Raw genomic sequence first — 16202 nt, forward strand, 5'->3', positions numbered from 1 at the left:
CGCACATGCCGGTACAATGCGCGGATGCCCCTGATCACTTTGCAGAACGTCGATTACAGCATCGGCGGCCCATTGCTGCTCGACAATGTCGAACTGTCCCTCGAACCTGGCGAGCGCATTGCGCTGATCGGCCGCAACGGCGCGGGCAAGTCCACGCTGCTCAAGTTGATGTCGGGTGACCTCCACCCGGACGACGGCGAGGTGCGTCTGGAGGGCGGGGTGCGCGTGGCCCGGCTCGAGCAGGAGGTGCCCCGCGATGCCGGAGGCAGCGTCTTCGACGTGGTGGCCGCGGGCATGGGGCAACTGGGCCAGTGGTTGGCCGAATACCATCACCTGAGCCATGCCGAACACGTGGATACTACCCGGCTGGCTGCGGTGCAGGCCAAGATCGAAGCGGCGGGCGGCTGGAGCGTGGACCAGCGCGTGACCGAAACCCTTACCCGTCTGGAACTGGACGGCGACCTGGCGTTCGCGGGACTCTCCGGCGGCATGAAGCGGCGCGTGTTGCTGGCGCGCGCCCTGGTGTCCGCGCCGGACGTGCTGCTGCTGGACGAGCCGACCAACCACCTCGACATCGAGGCGATCGACTGGCTGGAGGGCTTCCTGAAGTCCTGGCCCGGCGCGCTGGTGTTCATCACCCACGACCGCCGCTTCCTGCGCGCACTGGCGACCCGCATCGTCGAGATTGACCGCGGCAAGGTGACCAGTTGGCCGGGCGACTGGGCCAACTACGAGCGGCGTCGCGAGGAGCGACTCAATGCCGAGGCGCAGGAAAACGCGCGCTTCGACAAGCTGCTCGCACAGGAAGAAGTCTGGATCCGCCAGGGCATCAAGGCCCGGCGCGTGCGTGACGAAGGACGCGTGCGCAGGCTCAAGGCGATGCGCGGCGAACGCGCACAGCGCCGTGACCTGCAAGGCAACGTGCGGATGGAGGTTGCCCAGGGCGAGTCCTCCGGCAAGAAGGTGATCGAGGCGAAGGGAGTCGACTTCGACTACGGCGGCAGGCCGATGCTGCGTGGACTGGACACCGTGGTCCTGCGCGGCGACCGGATTGGCCTGATCGGCCCGAATGGCAGCGGAAAGACCACGCTGCTGAAGGTGCTGCTGGGCGAGCTCGCCCCCACTGCTGGCGAGGTGCGCCTGGGCAGCAACCTGCGGGTGGCCTACTTCGACCAGTACCGCGCCACGCTTCGCGAGGACTGGAACGCGCTGGAAAACGTGGCTGAAGGCAGCGACTTCGTCGAGATCAACGGCAAGCGCAAGCACGCCATCGGCTACCTGCAGGATTTCCTGTTCACCCCCGAGCGCGCACGCGCGCCCATCACCCGCCTGTCCGGCGGCGAGCGCAATCGCCTGCTGCTGGCCAAGCTGTTCGCACAGCCCTCCAACCTGCTGGTCATGGACGAACCCACCAATGACCTCGACGTTGAGACGCTGGAGTTGCTGGAGGAATTGCTCGGCGAGTACGAAGGCACGCTGCTGCTGGTCAGCCATGATCGCGACTTCCTGGACAACGTGGTCACCTCCACCCTCGTGATGGAAGGTGGGGGGCACGTCGGCGAGTACGTGGGTGGCTACAGCGATTGGCTGCGGCAGGCGGCGCCGGGGCTCGCCCGATCGGCCGCCGGCTCCGGCAATGCCGCGCCGACCGCGCGCAATGCGGCCGGAGTGGGGCAGGGCGCATCGACGGCGAGCAGCGGCGCGCCGTCCAAGCGCAAGCTCAGCTACAAGGATGCGCGCGAGCTGGAACAACTTCCCGTGCGCATCGAACAGTTGGAGGCCGAGCTGGAGGCACTGACCAGCCAGATGAACGATCCATCCTTCTTCCAGCGCGAGGCAGCGACGGTCGCCGCCCATACCGCTCGGCTGGGTGAGACCCAGCAGGCACTGGATGCGGCCTATGCGCGCTGGGCGGAGCTCGACGGCTAGGGCAGGGATCGGATGACCACGGACGAGTCGCTCACGGCCCCTGGCGCCACTCCGCCACAACGGCGGTATCGTCTGTTCTTCGCACTGCTACCGGACGAGGCGACACGCGCCCGCATCCATCAGGCAGCCGTGCAGTTGGAGGCGCAACATGCGCCCCGCGGTCGCTGGATCGATCCCGGGCGCTACCACCTGACCCTGCAGTTCCTCGGGGATTTCGACGGTCCTCCCACGGCCGTTGCAACCCAGGCGCGGCATGCCGCATTGCGGGTACGGGTTGCGCCGTTCTCCTTGGTGCTGGACAGGGCAGGCAGCTTCCATAACCGCGCCATTCCGTGGTGGCTCGGTCCCACCGCGGAGGTCCCGGGGTTGTCCACGCTGTGGCGCGGACTCGGGTTGGAGCTTGCGCAGGCCGGGGTGCGTGTCCCGGACGCGCACGGGTTCCGCCCGCACGTCACCGTCCTTCGCGATGCGCGGTCTTCCTTGCCCGAGACGATCATCGAGCCGGTCACGTGGCGGGTGGAATCGTTCCACCTCATGCAGAGCGCGCTGGGCGCAAGCAGCGCGTACAGCGCACTCGGCACTTGGCCACTGGTGGGCTGACGCGAGTCAGCGTTGGCGGATGTTGAACGTCGGCGACTCGTCCAACTCCCCCTCGGGGGTGAGCACCGCGTAGCATTTCCGGTCGCCATCCACCAATACCGGGATGGGGTCCTGGAACAGCGGGCGGCGGATGAACTGGACCTGCCAGCCGAAGCGCTCCAGCTCCGCCAGCGTGAGCAATTGGGCTTCGTTGAGCTGCGCGCGCAGCAGGTACGTGGATGCGTCTGCCCTCAGGCGACGGTCTTTCAGGCCGGTGTCTGCCATGGTGGTTCTCCTCCTCTCCTGCAGACACCAAACGCAAGGCAGCGGCAGAATGGGCCGTCCGCCACCGCTCCCCCGTCATGGCCACCCAAGACCCGCGCATCGACGCCTATATCGCCAGGTCCGCTCCCTTCGCCCGGCCGATCCTGTCCTACCTGCGGGATGTGGTGGCCACCGCGTGCCCGCAGGGCCAGGAGACCCTCAAGTGGGGGTCACCGCATCTGACGTACAAGGGCAAGCTGGTCTGCGGCATGGCCGCGTTCAAGCAGCACGCGACGTTCGGTTTCTGGCAGGGCGGGCAGATCGTGGGCGAAGCCAAAGGGCGTACCGAGGCCGCGATGGGCCAGTTCGGACGGCTGACCGAGGTGGCGCAACTGCCCCCGCGGGAGATGCTGGAGGACTACGTCCGCGAGGCCATGCGTTTGATCGACGCGGGGGCGGCGCGCAGGCCAGCGAAGGCCTCGCCCCGACCGACACTGCCGGTGCCGGCCGACCTGGCCGCAGCCCTTGCGGCAGTGCCCGCGGCCCAAGCGACGTTTGCTGCCTTCCCGCCCAGTCAACGCCGCGAGTACATCGAGTGGATCACCGAGGCCAAACGCGACGACACCCGCCAGCGCCGGCTCGCCCAGGCCGTCGAGTGGATGGCCGAGGGCAAGCCCCGAAACTGGAAGTACACCGGCTGCTAGGTCAGCGCGGGGCCTGGTCCAGTCGCAGTACCGGGTACAGGTTGTAGCGCGCATCCCACGAGGAATGGCGGCGGGCGAAGAACTCCAGGCGGGCTTCCGGGCTCGCGGCAAAGGCGGCATCTGCCTTCAGTCGCGCCTCGAATTCGGCCTTCACCGCCGGATCCTTGAGCATCTCCCGGGCGACTTCCTCGGCCACGTAGTCCTCCATGTATTCCTTGCGCTCGAAGGCGTTGTTGAACCCGCCCCAAGCCGCGATCGAGTCAGGGGCCTGCGGTTCCAGCAGCGACATCACCAGTCGAGACCTGGGCTGGGCGATGGGCACGAACAGAGCGCCTGCGGGAATGTCCATGCGTTCGTCGGCCCACGTGCCCTTCAGGGTCAAGCGCTGGTGTCCTTCCACGGACGATTTGCCCGCCTCGGCCGTGGTCGCGCGGAAGGCCTGCACCGGGCTCTGGGCCAGGGCTGTCTCCAGCCGGGCGTAATTGACGCCGTGTCGCTGAAGCAGCGGGAGCACGGTTGCGGCATGCGCGGGCGGCACCACGTAGCCCGCGCGGGGTGCCGCCACCGTCAGCGACGGCACGACCTCATCACGCAGCGGTATGTGCCAGACCTGCGGGGTGGTCTCGTCATAGCGCGTCATCAACGCGCCGGACACCTCCGATGGCGTGCGGGTATAGGCGTAGCCGCGGTAGGCGATCGTCCGCGCCTTGTCGGTGGCCTTGTAATCCAGTGCGACGGGCAGGCCCGCCACCTCGGCTGCACGCACATCCGCCGCACGTGCCTCCGCCTGCCACTGCCGGCCGTGACGCGCCACCAGGTCCAGCACCGCCACGATCGTGTTGCGCGTGACCTTGACCCGGTGCGGGTACTCCCGCCAGGAGTGCGTCTCCACCAGCATGCCCAGGCGGTTGCGTTGGGCAATGTACCCCTGGGAGAAGCGCGGCGGCGCCACGCCATCGGCAAACCCCGACGCGGGGTTGTCGCTTTCGACGAACGAAGGATAGAAGGGCAGCGGCAGCGAACCCTGTCGCGCCAAGGCGGCGATCACGCCATCGCGCCACTGCGTGCCCGCCTTCCGCAGGCCCGCATCGCCGCCGTGCACCGGCTCCACCTGGATCGACACGTCGTGCTCGAACTTGGCGCCGTCGGTGACGTGCAGGTCGACGTAGGCCAGCGGGTCCCAGCGGTTCAGCAGTGCCAGCATCGCCTGCATCTCGGGCGTGTCGGCCTTCACGTAGTCGCGGTTGAGGTTGTAGTTCTGCGCGGTGGTGCGCCAGCCCATTTCCTCTGGGCCGCGCTGGTTGGGGCGGTTCCAGCGGGCGAAGCGTTCGTGGCCATCCACGTTGAACACCGGCACGAACAGCAGCACCTGGCGCTCCAACGCGCCCTTTGCAGCGACGCCCTCCAGCATCTCCCGCAGGGCCAGGAATCCCGCGTCCTTGCCGTCGATCTCGCCCGCGTGGATGCCGCCCTGGATCAGGGTCACCGGCAGCCCTTGGGCACGGGCGGCGTCGGGGGTGAACGCACCGGCCTTCGACACCACCAGGACCTGCATCGGCCGGCCTTCCGGCGTGGTGCCGAACGATTCGCAGCGCACCGCGGTGGGATAGGCCCGGGCGAAGGCATCGCACAGGCGGATGACTTCGTCGTAACGGCCGGTGCGGAGGAAGCCGGAGCGTTCGGACACCGTCACCAGGCCGTCAGTGTTCGCGGGAGCCGCGGAGGCGGTCGCGGCCAGGCAGGCGAGGAGGGCGACAAGCAACGGCTTTCGGTTCATTCGGCGGTCCGGGGACAAGGCAATCGCCGATGGTAAGACGAGCCGGGACTACGGAACCCTGCTGGAGGTCACGGGCGCCAGCTGTCCGCAGGGTGCTTGCCGGCAGGCGGCGGAAGGCTTTGACAAGCTGAGTTGGCTTGCAACATGAACGGGGGTGGATGGAAATCGCCCCCCTGAGATGGGGTAGGCTTTGCCCCTTTGCACCAGACAGGGTCGCTCGATGTCGTCCACCACCAGCACCGTTGCCACCGCCAATAGAGGCCGCATGCCGCGGCAGATCCCCTACATCATCGGCAACGAAGGCTGCGAGCGCTTCAGTTTCTACGGGATGCGCAACATCCTGGTGCAGTTCCTGATCACCGGCCTGCTGCTGCAGCACATCACCGCTGGCAGCGAACGCGAGTTGGCTGCCAAGGACCTGATGCATGAGTTCATGATCGGGGTCTATTTCTTCCCGCTGCTGGGTGGTTATCTGGCCGACCGATTCTTCGGCAAGTACAACACCATCCTCTGGTTCAGCCTGATCTATTGTGCCGGCCACGCGTGCCTGGCCATTTTCGAGCACAGCCGTGCCGGCTTCTTCACCGGCCTCGGCCTGATCGCGCTGGGAGCGGGCGGCATCAAGCCGCTGGTGGCCTCGTTCGTGGGTGACCAGTTCGACAAGTCCAACGAGAAGCTGGCCAAGGTCGTGTTCGACGCCTTCTACTGGATCATCAATTTCGGTTCGCTGTTCGCCTCGCTGCTGATGCCGCTGTTCCTCAAGAACTACGGGCCCAGTGTGGCGTTCGGCATTCCGGGCATCCTGATGTTCATTGCCACCTTCGTGCTGTGGCTGGGCCGCAAGAAGTACGTCATGGTGCCGCCGGCGCGCACGCGCGACCCCAATTCGTTCGCCAACGTGATCCGCACCGCGCTCAACACCCGCCGCGAAGGTCAGGGTGCACCGGGTCGCGCGCTGGCTTTCGCCGGTGTCGCGGTTGCGGTTGGCATGGTGCTGGGCTGGGCGTTGTCCGCGCTGGGCCTGGCCGCCTGGTGGCCGAAGGGCTTCGGCTTCGTCATCACCTTCTGCCTGGCGCTGGTGGTGCTGGTGGCCGGTGTGGGCGGTGGCGCGTGGTTGCAGTTGGACCGTGCGCGCGGCGTGCATCCCGACGCCGCCATTGCAGGCGTGCGCAGCGTGCTGCGCCTGCTGGTGATCTTCGCGCTCGTTACCCCGTTCCACTCCCTGTTCGACCAGAAGGCGTCCACCTGGGTCATCCAGGGCAATGCGATGGCCAAGCCGGAGTGGTTCGTGGCCTCGCAGATGCAGGCGTTGAACCCGGCGCTGGTGATGATCCTGATTCCGTTCAACAACCTGGTCCTGTATCCGGCGTTGCGCCGTTTCGGCATGGAGCCGACTGCGCTGCGTCGCATGACCGCGGGCATCGCCTTCAGCGGGCTGGCGTGGATCGTGGTGGGCCTTATCCAGTTGCAGATGGACGGGGGCACGCCGATGTCGATCGTCTGGCAGGTATTGCCGTACGCGCTGCTGACCTTCGGTGAGGTGCTGGTCTCGGCTACCGGCCTGGAGTTCGCCTACAGCCAGGCGCCGTTGTCGATGAAGGGCGTGGTGATGAGCTTCTGGAACCTCACCACCACCATCGGCAACCTGTGGGTGCTGCTGTCCAACGCCGCCGTGCGCAACGATACGGTGACCGGGAAGATCGCGCAGACCGGGTTCAGCGAGACGGCGTTCCTGATGTTCTTCTTCGCCGGCTTCGCGCTGGTCGCCGCGCTGGCCTTCGGGTGGTACGCGCGGCGCTACCCGTTGGTGGACAACTACCGCCCGGCGGGCTGACCCGATGCTGACGTTCGCCCTGATCGCGGTGACGGTGCTGGTGTCGTGGCTGGCGTTCGAGCGGCCGCGGCTGCTCGACCGGCTGACGCTGTGGCCTCCCGCCATGAGCCGCCAGCACCAGTACGATCGGCTGCTGACCCACGGATTCGTCCACGCTGACTGGCAGCACCTGCTGTTCAACATGATCACCCTGTTCTTTTTCGGCCGGGTGATCGAACGGCTGATGGCGCAGCTGATCGGGCCGCTGGGGTTCGTGCTGTTCTACATGTCCGCGATCGTGGTGGCGATCCTGCCGTCCTACCTGCGGCACCGCAATGATGCGCGTTACCGCAGCCTGGGCGCGTCGGGAGCGGTGTCGGCGGTGCTGTTCGCCTTCATCCTGGTCCAACCCTGGTCGCTGATCTTCGTGTTCGTCGTCCCGGTGCCGGCGATCCTGTACGGCGTCTTCTACGTCGGCTACTCGTTCTGGATGGACCGGCAGGGCACCGACAACGTCAACCACAGCGCCCACCTGTCGGGTGCGATCTACGGCGTACTGTTCATGCTGCTGATGGAGCCGCGCGTGGGCGCGGTCTTCCTGGAGCGGTTGCTCAGCCCCTCCTTCCTCCGCTGACCGCGCCAGGCTCAGTCGGCCCGGCGTATGCGCCGCTCGGGTGCGGAATCGGGCTCCCCGTAGGTGTTGGTCAGGCGGCGGTGCACCAGGCGGTCCAGCTCGGCCGCCAGCGTGGCCGGGTAGACGTCATCGCAGGACAACTCATACAGTCGCTCCACCAGTGCCTCGTCGGATAGGGCCTGGAGCGACGTCGGGTGCAAGGTGGCCATGGTGGTTTCCCCCGGAATGCGTGGACTGTGCATCAATCAACGCAACCGATTGTCGAAACCGGCAGCGACGGTCCGCACGCATGTTCACGCGGCGGTGCCACCCGGCACGTTCTGATATCCGCGACCCACCCAAAGAGGCCCCGCCATGACCCACCCGGCTCCCGCCGTCCACCACGATGCCGCCAACTGCCGTTTCGCTACCACGGTCGATGGCGTCAACGCGCACCTGGATTACGAGGTCGAGGCCGGGGTGCTGGTCATCACCCACACCATCGTGCCGCCCGCCATTGGCGGCCGGGGCATTGCAGGGAAGCTGGTCCAGGCGGCGTTCGACCATGCGCGCAGCAGCGGGCTCAAAGTGCGCCCGGAGTGCTCCTACGCTGACGTCTGGGCCCGGCGCCAACACCAGGCGGTGGGCGACCTGCTGGCCTGATTCGCCCGCTGGGGCGACGTTCGCCGCCTGGCCCTGAACCCCTGGAATTGTCGGCGCAGCCCCGGAACAATGCAGGCGGGCGCGGTTTGTGCCAGCATGCGCCCCCCTATACGCGCCCGGCCACCGCCCCACCATGCGCCTGAACAAACACATCAGCGACACCGGTTTCTGCTCGCGCCGTGAGGCCGATCGCCTCATCGGTGAAGGCCGGGTCACCGTCAACGGCGTCCGCGCCCGGATCGGCGCCGAGGTGGGCGAGGGCGATGAAGTGCTGCTGGACGGCCAGAAGCTGCAAGTCCGGACCGCGGCCAAGGGCCAGAAGAAGCATGTCTACATCGCGCTGCACAAGCCGGTGGGCGTGACCTGCACCACCGAGTCCGACGTCAAGGACAACATCGTCGACTTCATCGGCCACGAGAAGCGCATCTTCCCCATCGGCCGCCTGGACAAGGACTCCGAGGGTCTGATCCTGCTCACCAGCAACGGCGACATCGTCAACGAGATCCTGCGCGCCGAGAACAAACTGGAGAAGGAGTACCTGGTGGCGGTGAACCACGCGATCACCGACGAGGTGTTGCGCGGCATGGCCCGCGGCGTGCCCGTGCACGGCCAGACCACGCTGCCATGCAAGACCGGGCGGCTGGGCAAGTTCGGCTTCCGCATCACCCTGGTGCAGGGCCTCAACCGCCAGATCCGACTCATGGCGCAACACTTCGGGCTGCGGGTAAAGAAGCTGGTGCGCGTCCGCATCGGCAACGTGAAGCTGGGCCACCTCAAGATCGGCCAATGGCGCAACCTCACCGACGCGGAACTGCGCGGGCTGCTGCCCAACCGCACCGAGTGGTGACCCACCGCGTCGACTGACGCCGTGGGCCCCTGTGCCGACCGCGCTTTCCTGTATGCATTCATCACATGCCGACGGCTATGGTCGGCTGAAATTTCGACTGGATTGGACAACGGATTGCCTCCCCCATGAATCGTCTGTTGATCGTTGCGTTGCTCGCCCTGGCCCTGGCCGCCTGCGAGCGTGAGAAACCCGCGCCGACGCCCGCTCCCGCAGTCACTGCCCAACCCGCACCCGCGCCCACGGCGCCATCGGCGGGGCTGCAGGACGTGGTGGAAAGCCAGCCGGGCTACATGGTCGGCATCACCTTTCCCAAGTCCGCCGTGCGCTATCCCGGGCTTGCGGCGGAGATCAAGGCTTACGCCGATGCGGCGCGCGCGGAGCTGGTGACCGCCGCCAAGGGGCGTGGTGCCGACGGCAGTGCGGCGGACATGTACGACCTGTCACTCACCTTCAGTGACGTCATGGAGACACCCGATCTGGTCGCCGTCGCGGCCGACGGCAGCAGCTATACCGGCGGCGCGCACGGCAATCCGCTGCTGGAGCGCTTCGTGTGGTTGCCCAGGCAGAACCGCCGCCTGACCGCCGAGCTGCTGGTGCCGGACGCGCGTAACTGGAAGCCACTGTCCGACCTGGTGCGGGAGCAACTGCACACCGCATTGTCCCAGCGCCTGGATGCCGACGAACTCTCCCCGCAGGACCGTGCCGAGATCGCCCGCAGCGCCGGCCGCATGATCGATGAGGGTACCGCCCCCAACGCTGCCAGCTTCCGCCAGTTCGAGCCGGTGCCGGGCCCGGGCGGCAAGCTGGCCGGGCTGAAGTTCGTGTTCCCGCCGTACCAGGTCGGGCCGTACTCCGACGGCGTGCAGTCGGTGCAACTGCCGGCCTCGGCGTTGCTGCCGCTGATCGCCCCCGAGTACAGGGACCTCTTCGCCAGCCAGTAAGCCGCGCTATGCTGGCCGCGTTGCCCACCGAGGATGTGGACGATGGCCGCAGTGCATCCCTTCAAACACAGGGTGTCTGGCCTGTTGGCGCTGGCCGACGTGCGGATGGACGGCGAGCGCGAATGGGACCTGGAAGTCCACGACGAACGGCTATACGCACGGCTGCTCGCCGAAGGCTCGCTGGGGCTGGGGGAGGGCTACATGGACGGCGGGTGGGACACCCGCAGCCTTGACGGGCTGTTGACCCGCCTGTTGCAGGCCCAGCTCGACCAGCGCGTGCACGGTTGGCATTGGGTGCTCGATGGCCTGCGTGCGCACCTGAGCAACCTGCAGACCCGCTGGCGCAGCCGCGAAGTGGGCGAGCGCCATTACGACCTGGGCAACGACCTGTATCGCGCCATGTTGGGGCGGCGCATGGTGTACAGCTGCGGTTACTGGGCCAATGCGGACGAACTGGATGCCGCGCAGGAGGCCAAGCTGGACCTGGTCTGCCGCAAGCTCGGCCTGCGCCCGGGCATGCACGTGCTCGATATCGGCTGTGGCTGGGGCGAGGCACTGAAGTTCGCCGCCGAGCGCTACGGGGTGTCCGGCGTGGGCATCACCATCTCCAAGGAGCAGGCCGCGTTCGCACGCGAGTTGTGCGCCGGGTTGCCGGTGGAGATCCGCGTCCAGGACTACCGCGAGCTGCACGAGCCCTTCGACCGCGTCTTTTCCATCGGCATGTTCGAACACGTGGGGGTGCGCAACTACCGCACCTACTTCGACGTGGTACGCCGCTGCCTGCGCGACGAAACGGCGACCGGGGGCGGGCTGTTCCTGCTGCACACGATCGGTACCAACATCTCGGCCACCCACACCGACCCGTGGATCGGCCGCTACATCTTCCCCAACTCGATGCTGCCCTCGGCCGCGCAGATCGCCAGCGCCGCCGAGCGCCGTTTCGTACTGGAGGACTGGCACGGCTTCGGCCCCGACTACGACCGCACACTGCAGGCGTGGCGCAACAACGTGGAGGCCGCGTGGGACCGGCTGCCGCCGCGCTATGACGAGCGCTTCCGGCGCATGTGGCGTTTCTACCTGGCGGCATCGATGGCAACGTTCCGCAGCCGGCGTTCGCAGTTGTGGCAGATCGTCATGTCACCACGCGGCGTGCCGGGCGGACTCACGGCCGTGCGCTGAGAGCGACGTTCGATAAGGACGCGCCGCCCTGAATCGAGTCGCGAAGGCGCCGGCGCGACTGGCGTGCCGTGTGCCGCGCCGCTCAGAACCGCAGCGTCGTGGTGGTCCCGCGCCCCGGCGCGGAGTCGAAGCGCAGCTGCCAGTGCAGGTGCTCGCACAGCCGCGAGATCAGGTCCAGGCCGATGCCGCCGCCGCCGCGGTCGCCGCCGCCGCGCGCCAGCCTGGCGTAGATCGCGCTGATCTCCTCCGGGCTCATGCCGTGGCCGGGGTCGTCGATCACCACGGTGGCCGGCGCCTCCAGTCGCACGCGGATCTCGCCGCGGTCACTGTTCTCGATGGCGTTGCGCAACAGGTTGCCGATCGCCGCCTGCACGATGACCACCGGCGCCTGGATCTCACAGGGCAACAGGGGGCCCACCTGCACCGACAGTGCCTTGTCTTCCAGCAGGTGGCGGTGGTCGTCCACGATGTCCGGCAGCAGTTGGTCCAGGGCGATGCGGTCGCTGGCCTTGCCCAGTTGCGCCGGGTCCTTGGCGAGTACCAGCAGCAGCGAGATCAACTGTTCGACGTGCGAGGCGGTGCGCTTTATGCGTTCCAGCCGCTGGTGGACGTCCGGGGTGATATCCGGCTGCGCCAGCGCGATCTCCGCCGCGCCGGAAATCACCGCGATCGGCGTGCGCAGTTCGTGGCTCGTACTGTCGATGAAGGCGCGCTCGCGCTCGACGAAGTGGTCGTTGCGCCGCAGGTAGCCGTTGAGCGCATCGGCAATGGCCACGAGGTCGCTGCTGGCCGTGCGCGGCAGTTTCACCGCCTGGCCGGCCTGGTCCGGGCGCAGGGCGCCGATCTGCCCGAGGAAGGCCTTCAACGGCCGCACCAGATGATTGACGCTCAGGGTGACGGCCAGACCCAGCAGCAGGGTCATTGCCAACGCAGCGCCCATCACCACCAGCGCCAGATGCTCCTCGTGTCGCTCGAAATCGCTGATGTCGATGGTCAGCACCGTGTGCTCGCCGTCGATGTCGCGGACCATCGCCGCGATCGGCAGGCCGTCGAGGGCGATGTCGTCGTGCAGGCCGGGCGATAGCGTCTTCAGTTCGGCCGGAACCCGGCGCCCGGCACTGCCGTCGTAGAGCCGCATCGATGCGGTGTCGTGCCAGGTGTAGCCGGGCTCCTCGGCGCGACGCTCGGCCAGATGGTCCAGCTCCGACTCCAGCACGGCGCGCCACACCAGGCGCTCGGCGTACTCGTTGGTGATCGCACCGTAGGCCATGACGGCCAAGGTCAGCAGGCCCAGGTAGGCGAGCATGCCCCAGAGGATGCGCTGGTGGAGGTTAGCCGTGGCCATGCGCGGCCTCCTTCGGTGTGTCGACTCCTTCTGCGGTGACCCCCAGCCGGTAGCCCACGCGGGGCAGGGTGTGGATCAGCTTCACCGCAGCGGCGCCATCCACGCTGCGGCGCAGCTCGTAGATGTGCGAACGGAGCATGTCATTGTCGGGCGGACTCTCGCCCCACAATGCCTGCTCCAGCCGCTCACGGGTGACGGCGGCGGGGCTGGCCTGCATCAACACTTCCAGCAGCTTGCGGCAGGCCGGGTACAGGTGCAGCGGGCGGCCGCCGCGGGTGACCTCCAGCGTGGTCAGGTCGTAGCGCAGGTCGGCCACTTCCAGCACGCGGGTGCGCCCGCGGCCGGTGGCGCGGGCCTGCAGGGCCTCCAGCCGGACTTCCAGTTCGGGCAGGGCGAAGGGTTTGGTCAGGTAATCATCGGCGCCTGCGCGGAAGCCGGCGATCTTGTCTGGCAACTCGTCGCGCGCCGTGAGCATCAGCACCGGCGTGTCGCGGCCGGCCTCGCGCAGGGCGCGGACCACCTCGTGGCCCTCCATGCGCGGCAGCATCCAGTCCAGCACGATGGCGTCGTAGGGGTGGTTCAGCGCCAGGTGCAGGCCGGTGCGGCCGTCGGGGGCGGCATCCAGCACGTGCCCGCGCGCCTCGAAGTACTCGAAGAGGTTGGCCACCAGGCTGCGGTTGTCTTCCACCACCAGTATCCGCATGGGTGCGGGCGTCCTCGCGCCAGGGGCGCCTGAAGCAATCGGTCGGGCAGTCTGCGTGGGTCGATGTCGGAACAATGTCCGGGCGGCCCGCCGGCCCATGGTGGGCGGGGGGCGAGACCGGGGCAAGCGGTGGCACCCCCGCGGGATCGTGCGGGGGCGGGTTCGGCGGGTCGTTGGGTCCGCTGGGCGATGGGAGAGCCAGATCGCCTGATCGACCACCAAGCCCGGGCCCGGCGACTGCGGAAGTGTGAACCCAGCGGCGCCTGTAACGAGCGCTTTACAAGGCTCCGACGTCTCTCCGACGCCGCCCCCCCGACCATCGCCGCGGGCTTCGTACTTGGCACGCATCCGGTGGGCTTCTCCTCCTTCAATCCCCAGGGCACCCGCAGCGGCCGGTCCGGCTGGCGCCTGGCCGCAACGGCGGCACGCGATCCGCGGCTGGAGGCCGCGGTGAGACATGCGGTCGGGCCGCGCGCGATGCAGCGCCATCGCCTGCCGCCGTGGTCGGAACTCTGGGTGCCGTGGCTGGTGGGCATCGCGGTGCTGGCGGCGATGGCCGCCACCGATATCGACTTCCGCTGGACCGGCTGGCTGTATGGGTTGGAAGGCCAGCGCTGGGCGTTGAAGTCGGCCTTCGTGACCGAGACGCTCATTCACAGGATGGGCCGCGACCTGTCCTCCCTGGCGTGGCTGGGCGTGGTGGTCGCATGGGCGCTGACCTGGCGGCGCACCGCGCACCGCGGTGCGCGCCGGCCGCTGGCGGTCCTGGCGGTGTCCGTGCTGCTGGCGACCAGCCTGGTGGCGTGGATCAAGTCGTGGTCCAACATGGATTGCCCGTGGGACCTGCTGCAGTTCGGCGGCCATCGCCCCTACGTGGGGCTGTGGGAGGCACGCCCGGCGGCGCTGGGACACAACCGCTGTTTCCCAGGCGGCCACGCGAGTGCCGGTTATGCGTGGATGGCGCTGTATTTCTTCTTCCTGGCCGTGCGCCCGTCGTGGCGCTGGCTTGGGTTGGCGACGGGCGTGGGGATGGGTCTGGTGTTTGGCGTGGCGCAGCACCTCCGCGGCGCGCATTTCCTGTCGCATGACGTGTGGGCCGCGCTGCTGTGCTGGAGCGTGGCGGTGGTGGTCTGGCGCCTGGCCGGTCGGCGCGGAGGAGTGGCATGAGTGCAGTGGTGTGGCCGCGCGGCGGCCCCTGGGCGACCATGCGCCGCTGGGCCGCGGTGCGGCCGTTGTTGACGGTAGAGCAACTGGCCTGCATGGCCAGCCTGTATTTTTCGGTGATGTTCAATCTGGCGTACTGGCGGGCGGTAATGGCCACCGGGTCGCTGCACGGCGCCAGCGGCGCACTGACCGGCGTATCGATGTTCCTGGCCATCACCGCGTTGCACGCGCTGCTGCTGGGTGGGGTGCTGAATCGCTGGACGACGAAGCCGCTGCTGGCCGTGCTCCTGGTGGGTACAGCGGCAGCCGCGTATTTCGCCAGCGCCTACACCGTGTTCCTGGACGCGGACATGGTGCGCAACGTGCTGCACACCGACGCCAAAGAATCGCGTGAGCTGTTCGCGCCGGGCATGGTGGCTTGGGTGGCGCTGACCGGCGTGCTGCCGGCGGTGGCGCTGTGGCGCGTGCGCATCGTGCGCCGGCCGTTGGCGCGCGCGGTCTGGCTGCGCGCGATCTGGATGGCGGGCGTTGCGGTGGCCGCGGTCGTGGGGCTGCTGCTGTCGTTCCAGAACGTCTCGGCGCTGATGCGCAACCACAAGGAGCTGCGCTACCTCATCGCCCCGGGCAACTACCTGGTCTCGCTGACCCAGGTGGCGCTGGAAGACCATGCCGGCGCCCAGCAACCGCGCGCCCCGATTGGCCTGGACGCCAGGGTGGTGGGGCGTGCGGCCGGCGCCAAGCCGCGCCTGCTGGTGCTGGTGGTGGGCGAGACGGTGCGCGCGCAGAACTGGGGCCTCAACGGTTACGCGCGCCAGACCACGCCGCAGCTGGCCGCGCTGGCGCCGCTCAATTTCGCCAACGTCACCGCGTGCGGCTCGGCCACCGAAGTGTCGCTGCCGTGCATGTTCTCGCCGTGGGGCCGCGCGGATTACGACCGGGACCGCATCAAGCATTCGCAGTCGCTGCTGCACGTGCTCGACCACGCCGGCATCGCCACGTTGTGGCGTGACAACCAGACCGGCTGCAAGGGCGTGTGCGAGGGCCTGCCGTTCGAGTCGTTGGAGCACGGCACCGTGCCCGGCGACTGCACCACCGACGGCTGCATGGACGACGTGCTGCTCAGTGGCCTGATGGACAAGGTGGACCGCCTGCCGCGCGACGCGGTGGTGGTACTGCACCAGCTGGGCAACCATGGCCCCAGCTACTACGAGCGCTACCCCCAGGCCTTCCGCCGCTTCACCCCCACCTGCGACACCTCGGAGCTGGGCGACTGCACCTCGCAGCAGGTGGTCAACGCCTACGACAACTCGATCCTGCACACCGATGACTTCTTGGCAAAGGCGATCCGCCAGCTGGCCGCGCGCAAGGACCGCGACACCGCGCTGGTTTACGTCTCCGACCACGGCGAGTCGCTGGGCGAGAAGGGGCTGTTCCTGCACGGCGTGCCGTACGCCATCGCGCCCGATACCCAGATCAAGGTGCCGATGGTGATGTGGATGTCCGCCGGCATGGCTGCCAGCCGCGGCATCGACCTGGCGTGCATGCGCGCCCGTACCCGGCAGCCGGCCAGCCACGACAACCTCTTCCACTCGGTGCTGGGCCTGTTGCAGGTACGCACCCGCATGTACGATGGAGAGCGGGACCTGTTCAAGGGGTGTACTGCCCCCGCGACGTGATCCAA

General features: G+C 68.1%; 16 protein-coding genes. 11 read left to right on the forward strand and 5 right to left on the reverse strand.

What is annotated here, in order from left to right:
* Positions 1–24 precede the first annotated feature (24 nt).
* Positions 25–1929, forward strand: a complete 1905-nt coding sequence (locus tag AC3ARF_RS06310; protein WP_498931305.1) for an ATP-binding cassette domain-containing protein — start codon at positions 25–27, stop codon at positions 1927–1929.
* A 12-nt stretch (positions 1930–1941) separates the two neighbouring features.
* Entirely contained in the window at positions 1942–2529 is a 588-nt protein-coding gene (gene thpR / locus AC3ARF_RS06315; protein WP_498931307.1) for an RNA 2',3'-cyclic phosphodiesterase, read from the forward strand.
* A 6-nt stretch (positions 2530–2535) separates the two neighbouring features.
* Here the strand turns inward: thpR and AC3ARF_RS06320 are convergent, their stop codons facing one another.
* Positions 2536–2793 (reverse strand): hypothetical protein, encoded by a 258-nt coding sequence (locus tag AC3ARF_RS06320; RefSeq protein WP_498931310.1) that lies wholly within the window; start codon positions 2791–2793, stop codon positions 2536–2538.
* A gap of 77 nt (positions 2794–2870) precedes the next feature.
* Between AC3ARF_RS06320 and AC3ARF_RS06325 the strand changes: the two genes are divergently transcribed.
* Complete coding sequence (locus AC3ARF_RS06325) at positions 2871–3476, forward strand: YdeI/OmpD-associated family protein (protein ID WP_498931312.1); 606 nt, start codon at positions 2871–2873, stop codon at positions 3474–3476.
* Between the two features lies 1 nt (position 3477).
* Here the strand turns inward: AC3ARF_RS06325 and AC3ARF_RS06330 are convergent, their stop codons facing one another.
* Positions 3478–5253 (reverse strand): M14 family metallopeptidase, encoded by a 1776-nt coding sequence (locus tag AC3ARF_RS06330; protein WP_498931314.1) that lies wholly within the window; start codon positions 5251–5253, stop codon positions 3478–3480.
* Between the two features lie 220 nt (positions 5254–5473).
* Between AC3ARF_RS06330 and AC3ARF_RS06335 the strand changes: the two genes are divergently transcribed.
* Positions 5474–7087 (forward strand): POT-type proton-dependent oligopeptide transporter, encoded by a 1614-nt coding sequence (locus AC3ARF_RS06335; protein ID WP_498931316.1) that lies wholly within the window; start codon positions 5474–5476, stop codon positions 7085–7087.
* Between the two features lie 4 nt (positions 7088–7091).
* The gene (locus tag AC3ARF_RS06340; RefSeq protein ID WP_498931318.1) at positions 7092–7700 is read left to right on the forward strand and encodes a rhomboid family intramembrane serine protease; all 609 of its coding nucleotides are present in this window, start codon (positions 7092–7094) and stop codon (positions 7698–7700) included.
* An 11-nt stretch (positions 7701–7711) separates the two neighbouring features.
* Here AC3ARF_RS06340 and AC3ARF_RS06345 read toward each other — a convergent pair whose 3' ends face one another.
* Positions 7712–7909 carry a hypothetical protein gene (locus AC3ARF_RS06345; RefSeq protein WP_498931320.1) on the reverse strand — a complete coding sequence of 66 codons (198 nt, stop codon included), beginning with the start codon at positions 7907–7909 and terminating at the stop codon, positions 7712–7714.
* 145 nt (positions 7910–8054) lie between these two features.
* Between AC3ARF_RS06345 and AC3ARF_RS06350 the strand changes: the two genes are divergently transcribed.
* The 4 genes from AC3ARF_RS06350 to cfa all read left to right on the forward strand — a co-directional run bounded on the left by AC3ARF_RS06350 (position 8055) and on the right by cfa (position 11309).
* Entirely contained in the window at positions 8055–8342 is a 288-nt protein-coding gene (locus AC3ARF_RS06350; protein WP_498931322.1) for a GNAT family N-acetyltransferase, read from the forward strand.
* A gap of 133 nt (positions 8343–8475) precedes the next feature.
* Positions 8476–9189 carry a pseudouridine synthase gene (locus AC3ARF_RS06355; RefSeq protein ID WP_498931324.1) on the forward strand — a complete coding sequence of 238 codons (714 nt, stop codon included), beginning with the start codon at positions 8476–8478 and terminating at the stop codon, positions 9187–9189.
* A gap of 125 nt (positions 9190–9314) precedes the next feature.
* Entirely contained in the window at positions 9315–10130 is an 816-nt protein-coding gene (locus tag AC3ARF_RS06360) for a DUF3298 and DUF4163 domain-containing protein (RefSeq protein WP_498931326.1), read from the forward strand.
* Between the two features lie 42 nt (positions 10131–10172).
* On the forward strand, positions 10173–11309 hold the full coding sequence (gene cfa / locus AC3ARF_RS06365) for a cyclopropane fatty acyl phospholipid synthase (protein WP_498931328.1): 1137 nt from the start codon (positions 10173–10175) through the stop codon (positions 11307–11309).
* 82 nt (positions 11310–11391) lie between these two features.
* Here cfa and AC3ARF_RS06370 read toward each other — a convergent pair whose 3' ends face one another.
* Entirely contained in the window at positions 11392–12654 is a 1263-nt protein-coding gene (locus AC3ARF_RS06370; protein ID WP_498931330.1) for a sensor histidine kinase, read from the reverse strand.
* Complete coding sequence (locus AC3ARF_RS06375; RefSeq protein ID WP_498931332.1) at positions 12641–13357, reverse strand: response regulator transcription factor; 717 nt, start codon at positions 13355–13357, stop codon at positions 12641–12643. Before AC3ARF_RS06375 ends, AC3ARF_RS06370 begins: the two co-directional genes overlap by 14 nt.
* A gap of 351 nt (positions 13358–13708) precedes the next feature.
* Here AC3ARF_RS06375 and AC3ARF_RS06380 point away from each other — a divergent pair, with 351 nt between their 5' ends.
* Positions 13709–14524, forward strand: a complete 816-nt coding sequence (locus AC3ARF_RS06380; protein ID WP_498931334.1) for a phosphatase PAP2 family protein — start codon at positions 13709–13711, stop codon at positions 14522–14524.
* Positions 14521–16197 carry a phosphoethanolamine transferase gene (locus AC3ARF_RS06385; protein WP_498931336.1) on the forward strand — a complete coding sequence of 559 codons (1677 nt, stop codon included), beginning with the start codon at positions 14521–14523 and terminating at the stop codon, positions 16195–16197. The genes AC3ARF_RS06380 and AC3ARF_RS06385 overlap by 4 nt, the downstream gene beginning before the upstream one ends.
* Positions 16198–16202: the final 5 nt, after the last annotated feature.

This window comes from Lysobacter sp. KACC 24251, from assembly GCF_057747755.1.

Bases quoted from the DNA above. Each gene is read 5' to 3' on its own strand.
- AC3ARF_RS06330 (WP_498931314.1), bottom strand. From the start codon at position 5,253: ATGAACCGAAAGCCGTTGCTTGTCGCCCTCCTCGCCTGCCTGGCCGCG.
- AC3ARF_RS06370 (WP_498931330.1), bottom strand. From the start codon at position 12,654: ATGGCCACGGCTAACCTCCACCAGCGCATCCTCTGGGGCATGCTCGCC.
- AC3ARF_RS06375 (WP_498931332.1), bottom strand. From the start codon at position 13,357: ATGCGGATACTGGTGGTGGAAGACAACCGCAGCCTGGTGGCCAACCTC.
- AC3ARF_RS06350 (WP_498931322.1), top strand. From the start codon at position 8,055: ATGACCCACCCGGCTCCCGCCGTCCACCACGATGCCGCCAACTGCCGT.
- AC3ARF_RS06335 (WP_498931316.1), top strand. From the start codon at position 5,474: ATGTCGTCCACCACCAGCACCGTTGCCACCGCCAATAGAGGCCGCATG.
- AC3ARF_RS06345 (WP_498931320.1), bottom strand. From the start codon at position 7,909: ATGGCCACCTTGCACCCGACGTCGCTCCAGGCCCTATCCGACGAGGCA.
- cfa (WP_498931328.1), top strand. From the start codon at position 10,173: ATGGCCGCAGTGCATCCCTTCAAACACAGGGTGTCTGGCCTGTTGGCG.
- AC3ARF_RS06320 (WP_498931310.1), bottom strand. From the start codon at position 2,793: ATGGCAGACACCGGCCTGAAAGACCGTCGCCTGAGGGCAGACGCATCC.
- AC3ARF_RS06360 (WP_498931326.1), top strand. From the start codon at position 9,315: ATGAATCGTCTGTTGATCGTTGCGTTGCTCGCCCTGGCCCTGGCCGCC.
- thpR (WP_498931307.1), top strand. From the start codon at position 1,942: ATGACCACGGACGAGTCGCTCACGGCCCCTGGCGCCACTCCGCCACAA.
- AC3ARF_RS06325 (WP_498931312.1), top strand. From the start codon at position 2,871: ATGGCCACCCAAGACCCGCGCATCGACGCCTATATCGCCAGGTCCGCT.
- AC3ARF_RS06310 (WP_498931305.1), top strand. From the start codon at position 25: ATGCCCCTGATCACTTTGCAGAACGTCGATTACAGCATCGGCGGCCCA.
- AC3ARF_RS06355 (WP_498931324.1), top strand. From the start codon at position 8,476: ATGCGCCTGAACAAACACATCAGCGACACCGGTTTCTGCTCGCGCCGT.
- AC3ARF_RS06385 (WP_498931336.1), top strand. From the start codon at position 14,521: ATGAGTGCAGTGGTGTGGCCGCGCGGCGGCCCCTGGGCGACCATGCGC.
- AC3ARF_RS06340 (WP_498931318.1), top strand. From the start codon at position 7,092: ATGCTGACGTTCGCCCTGATCGCGGTGACGGTGCTGGTGTCGTGGCTG.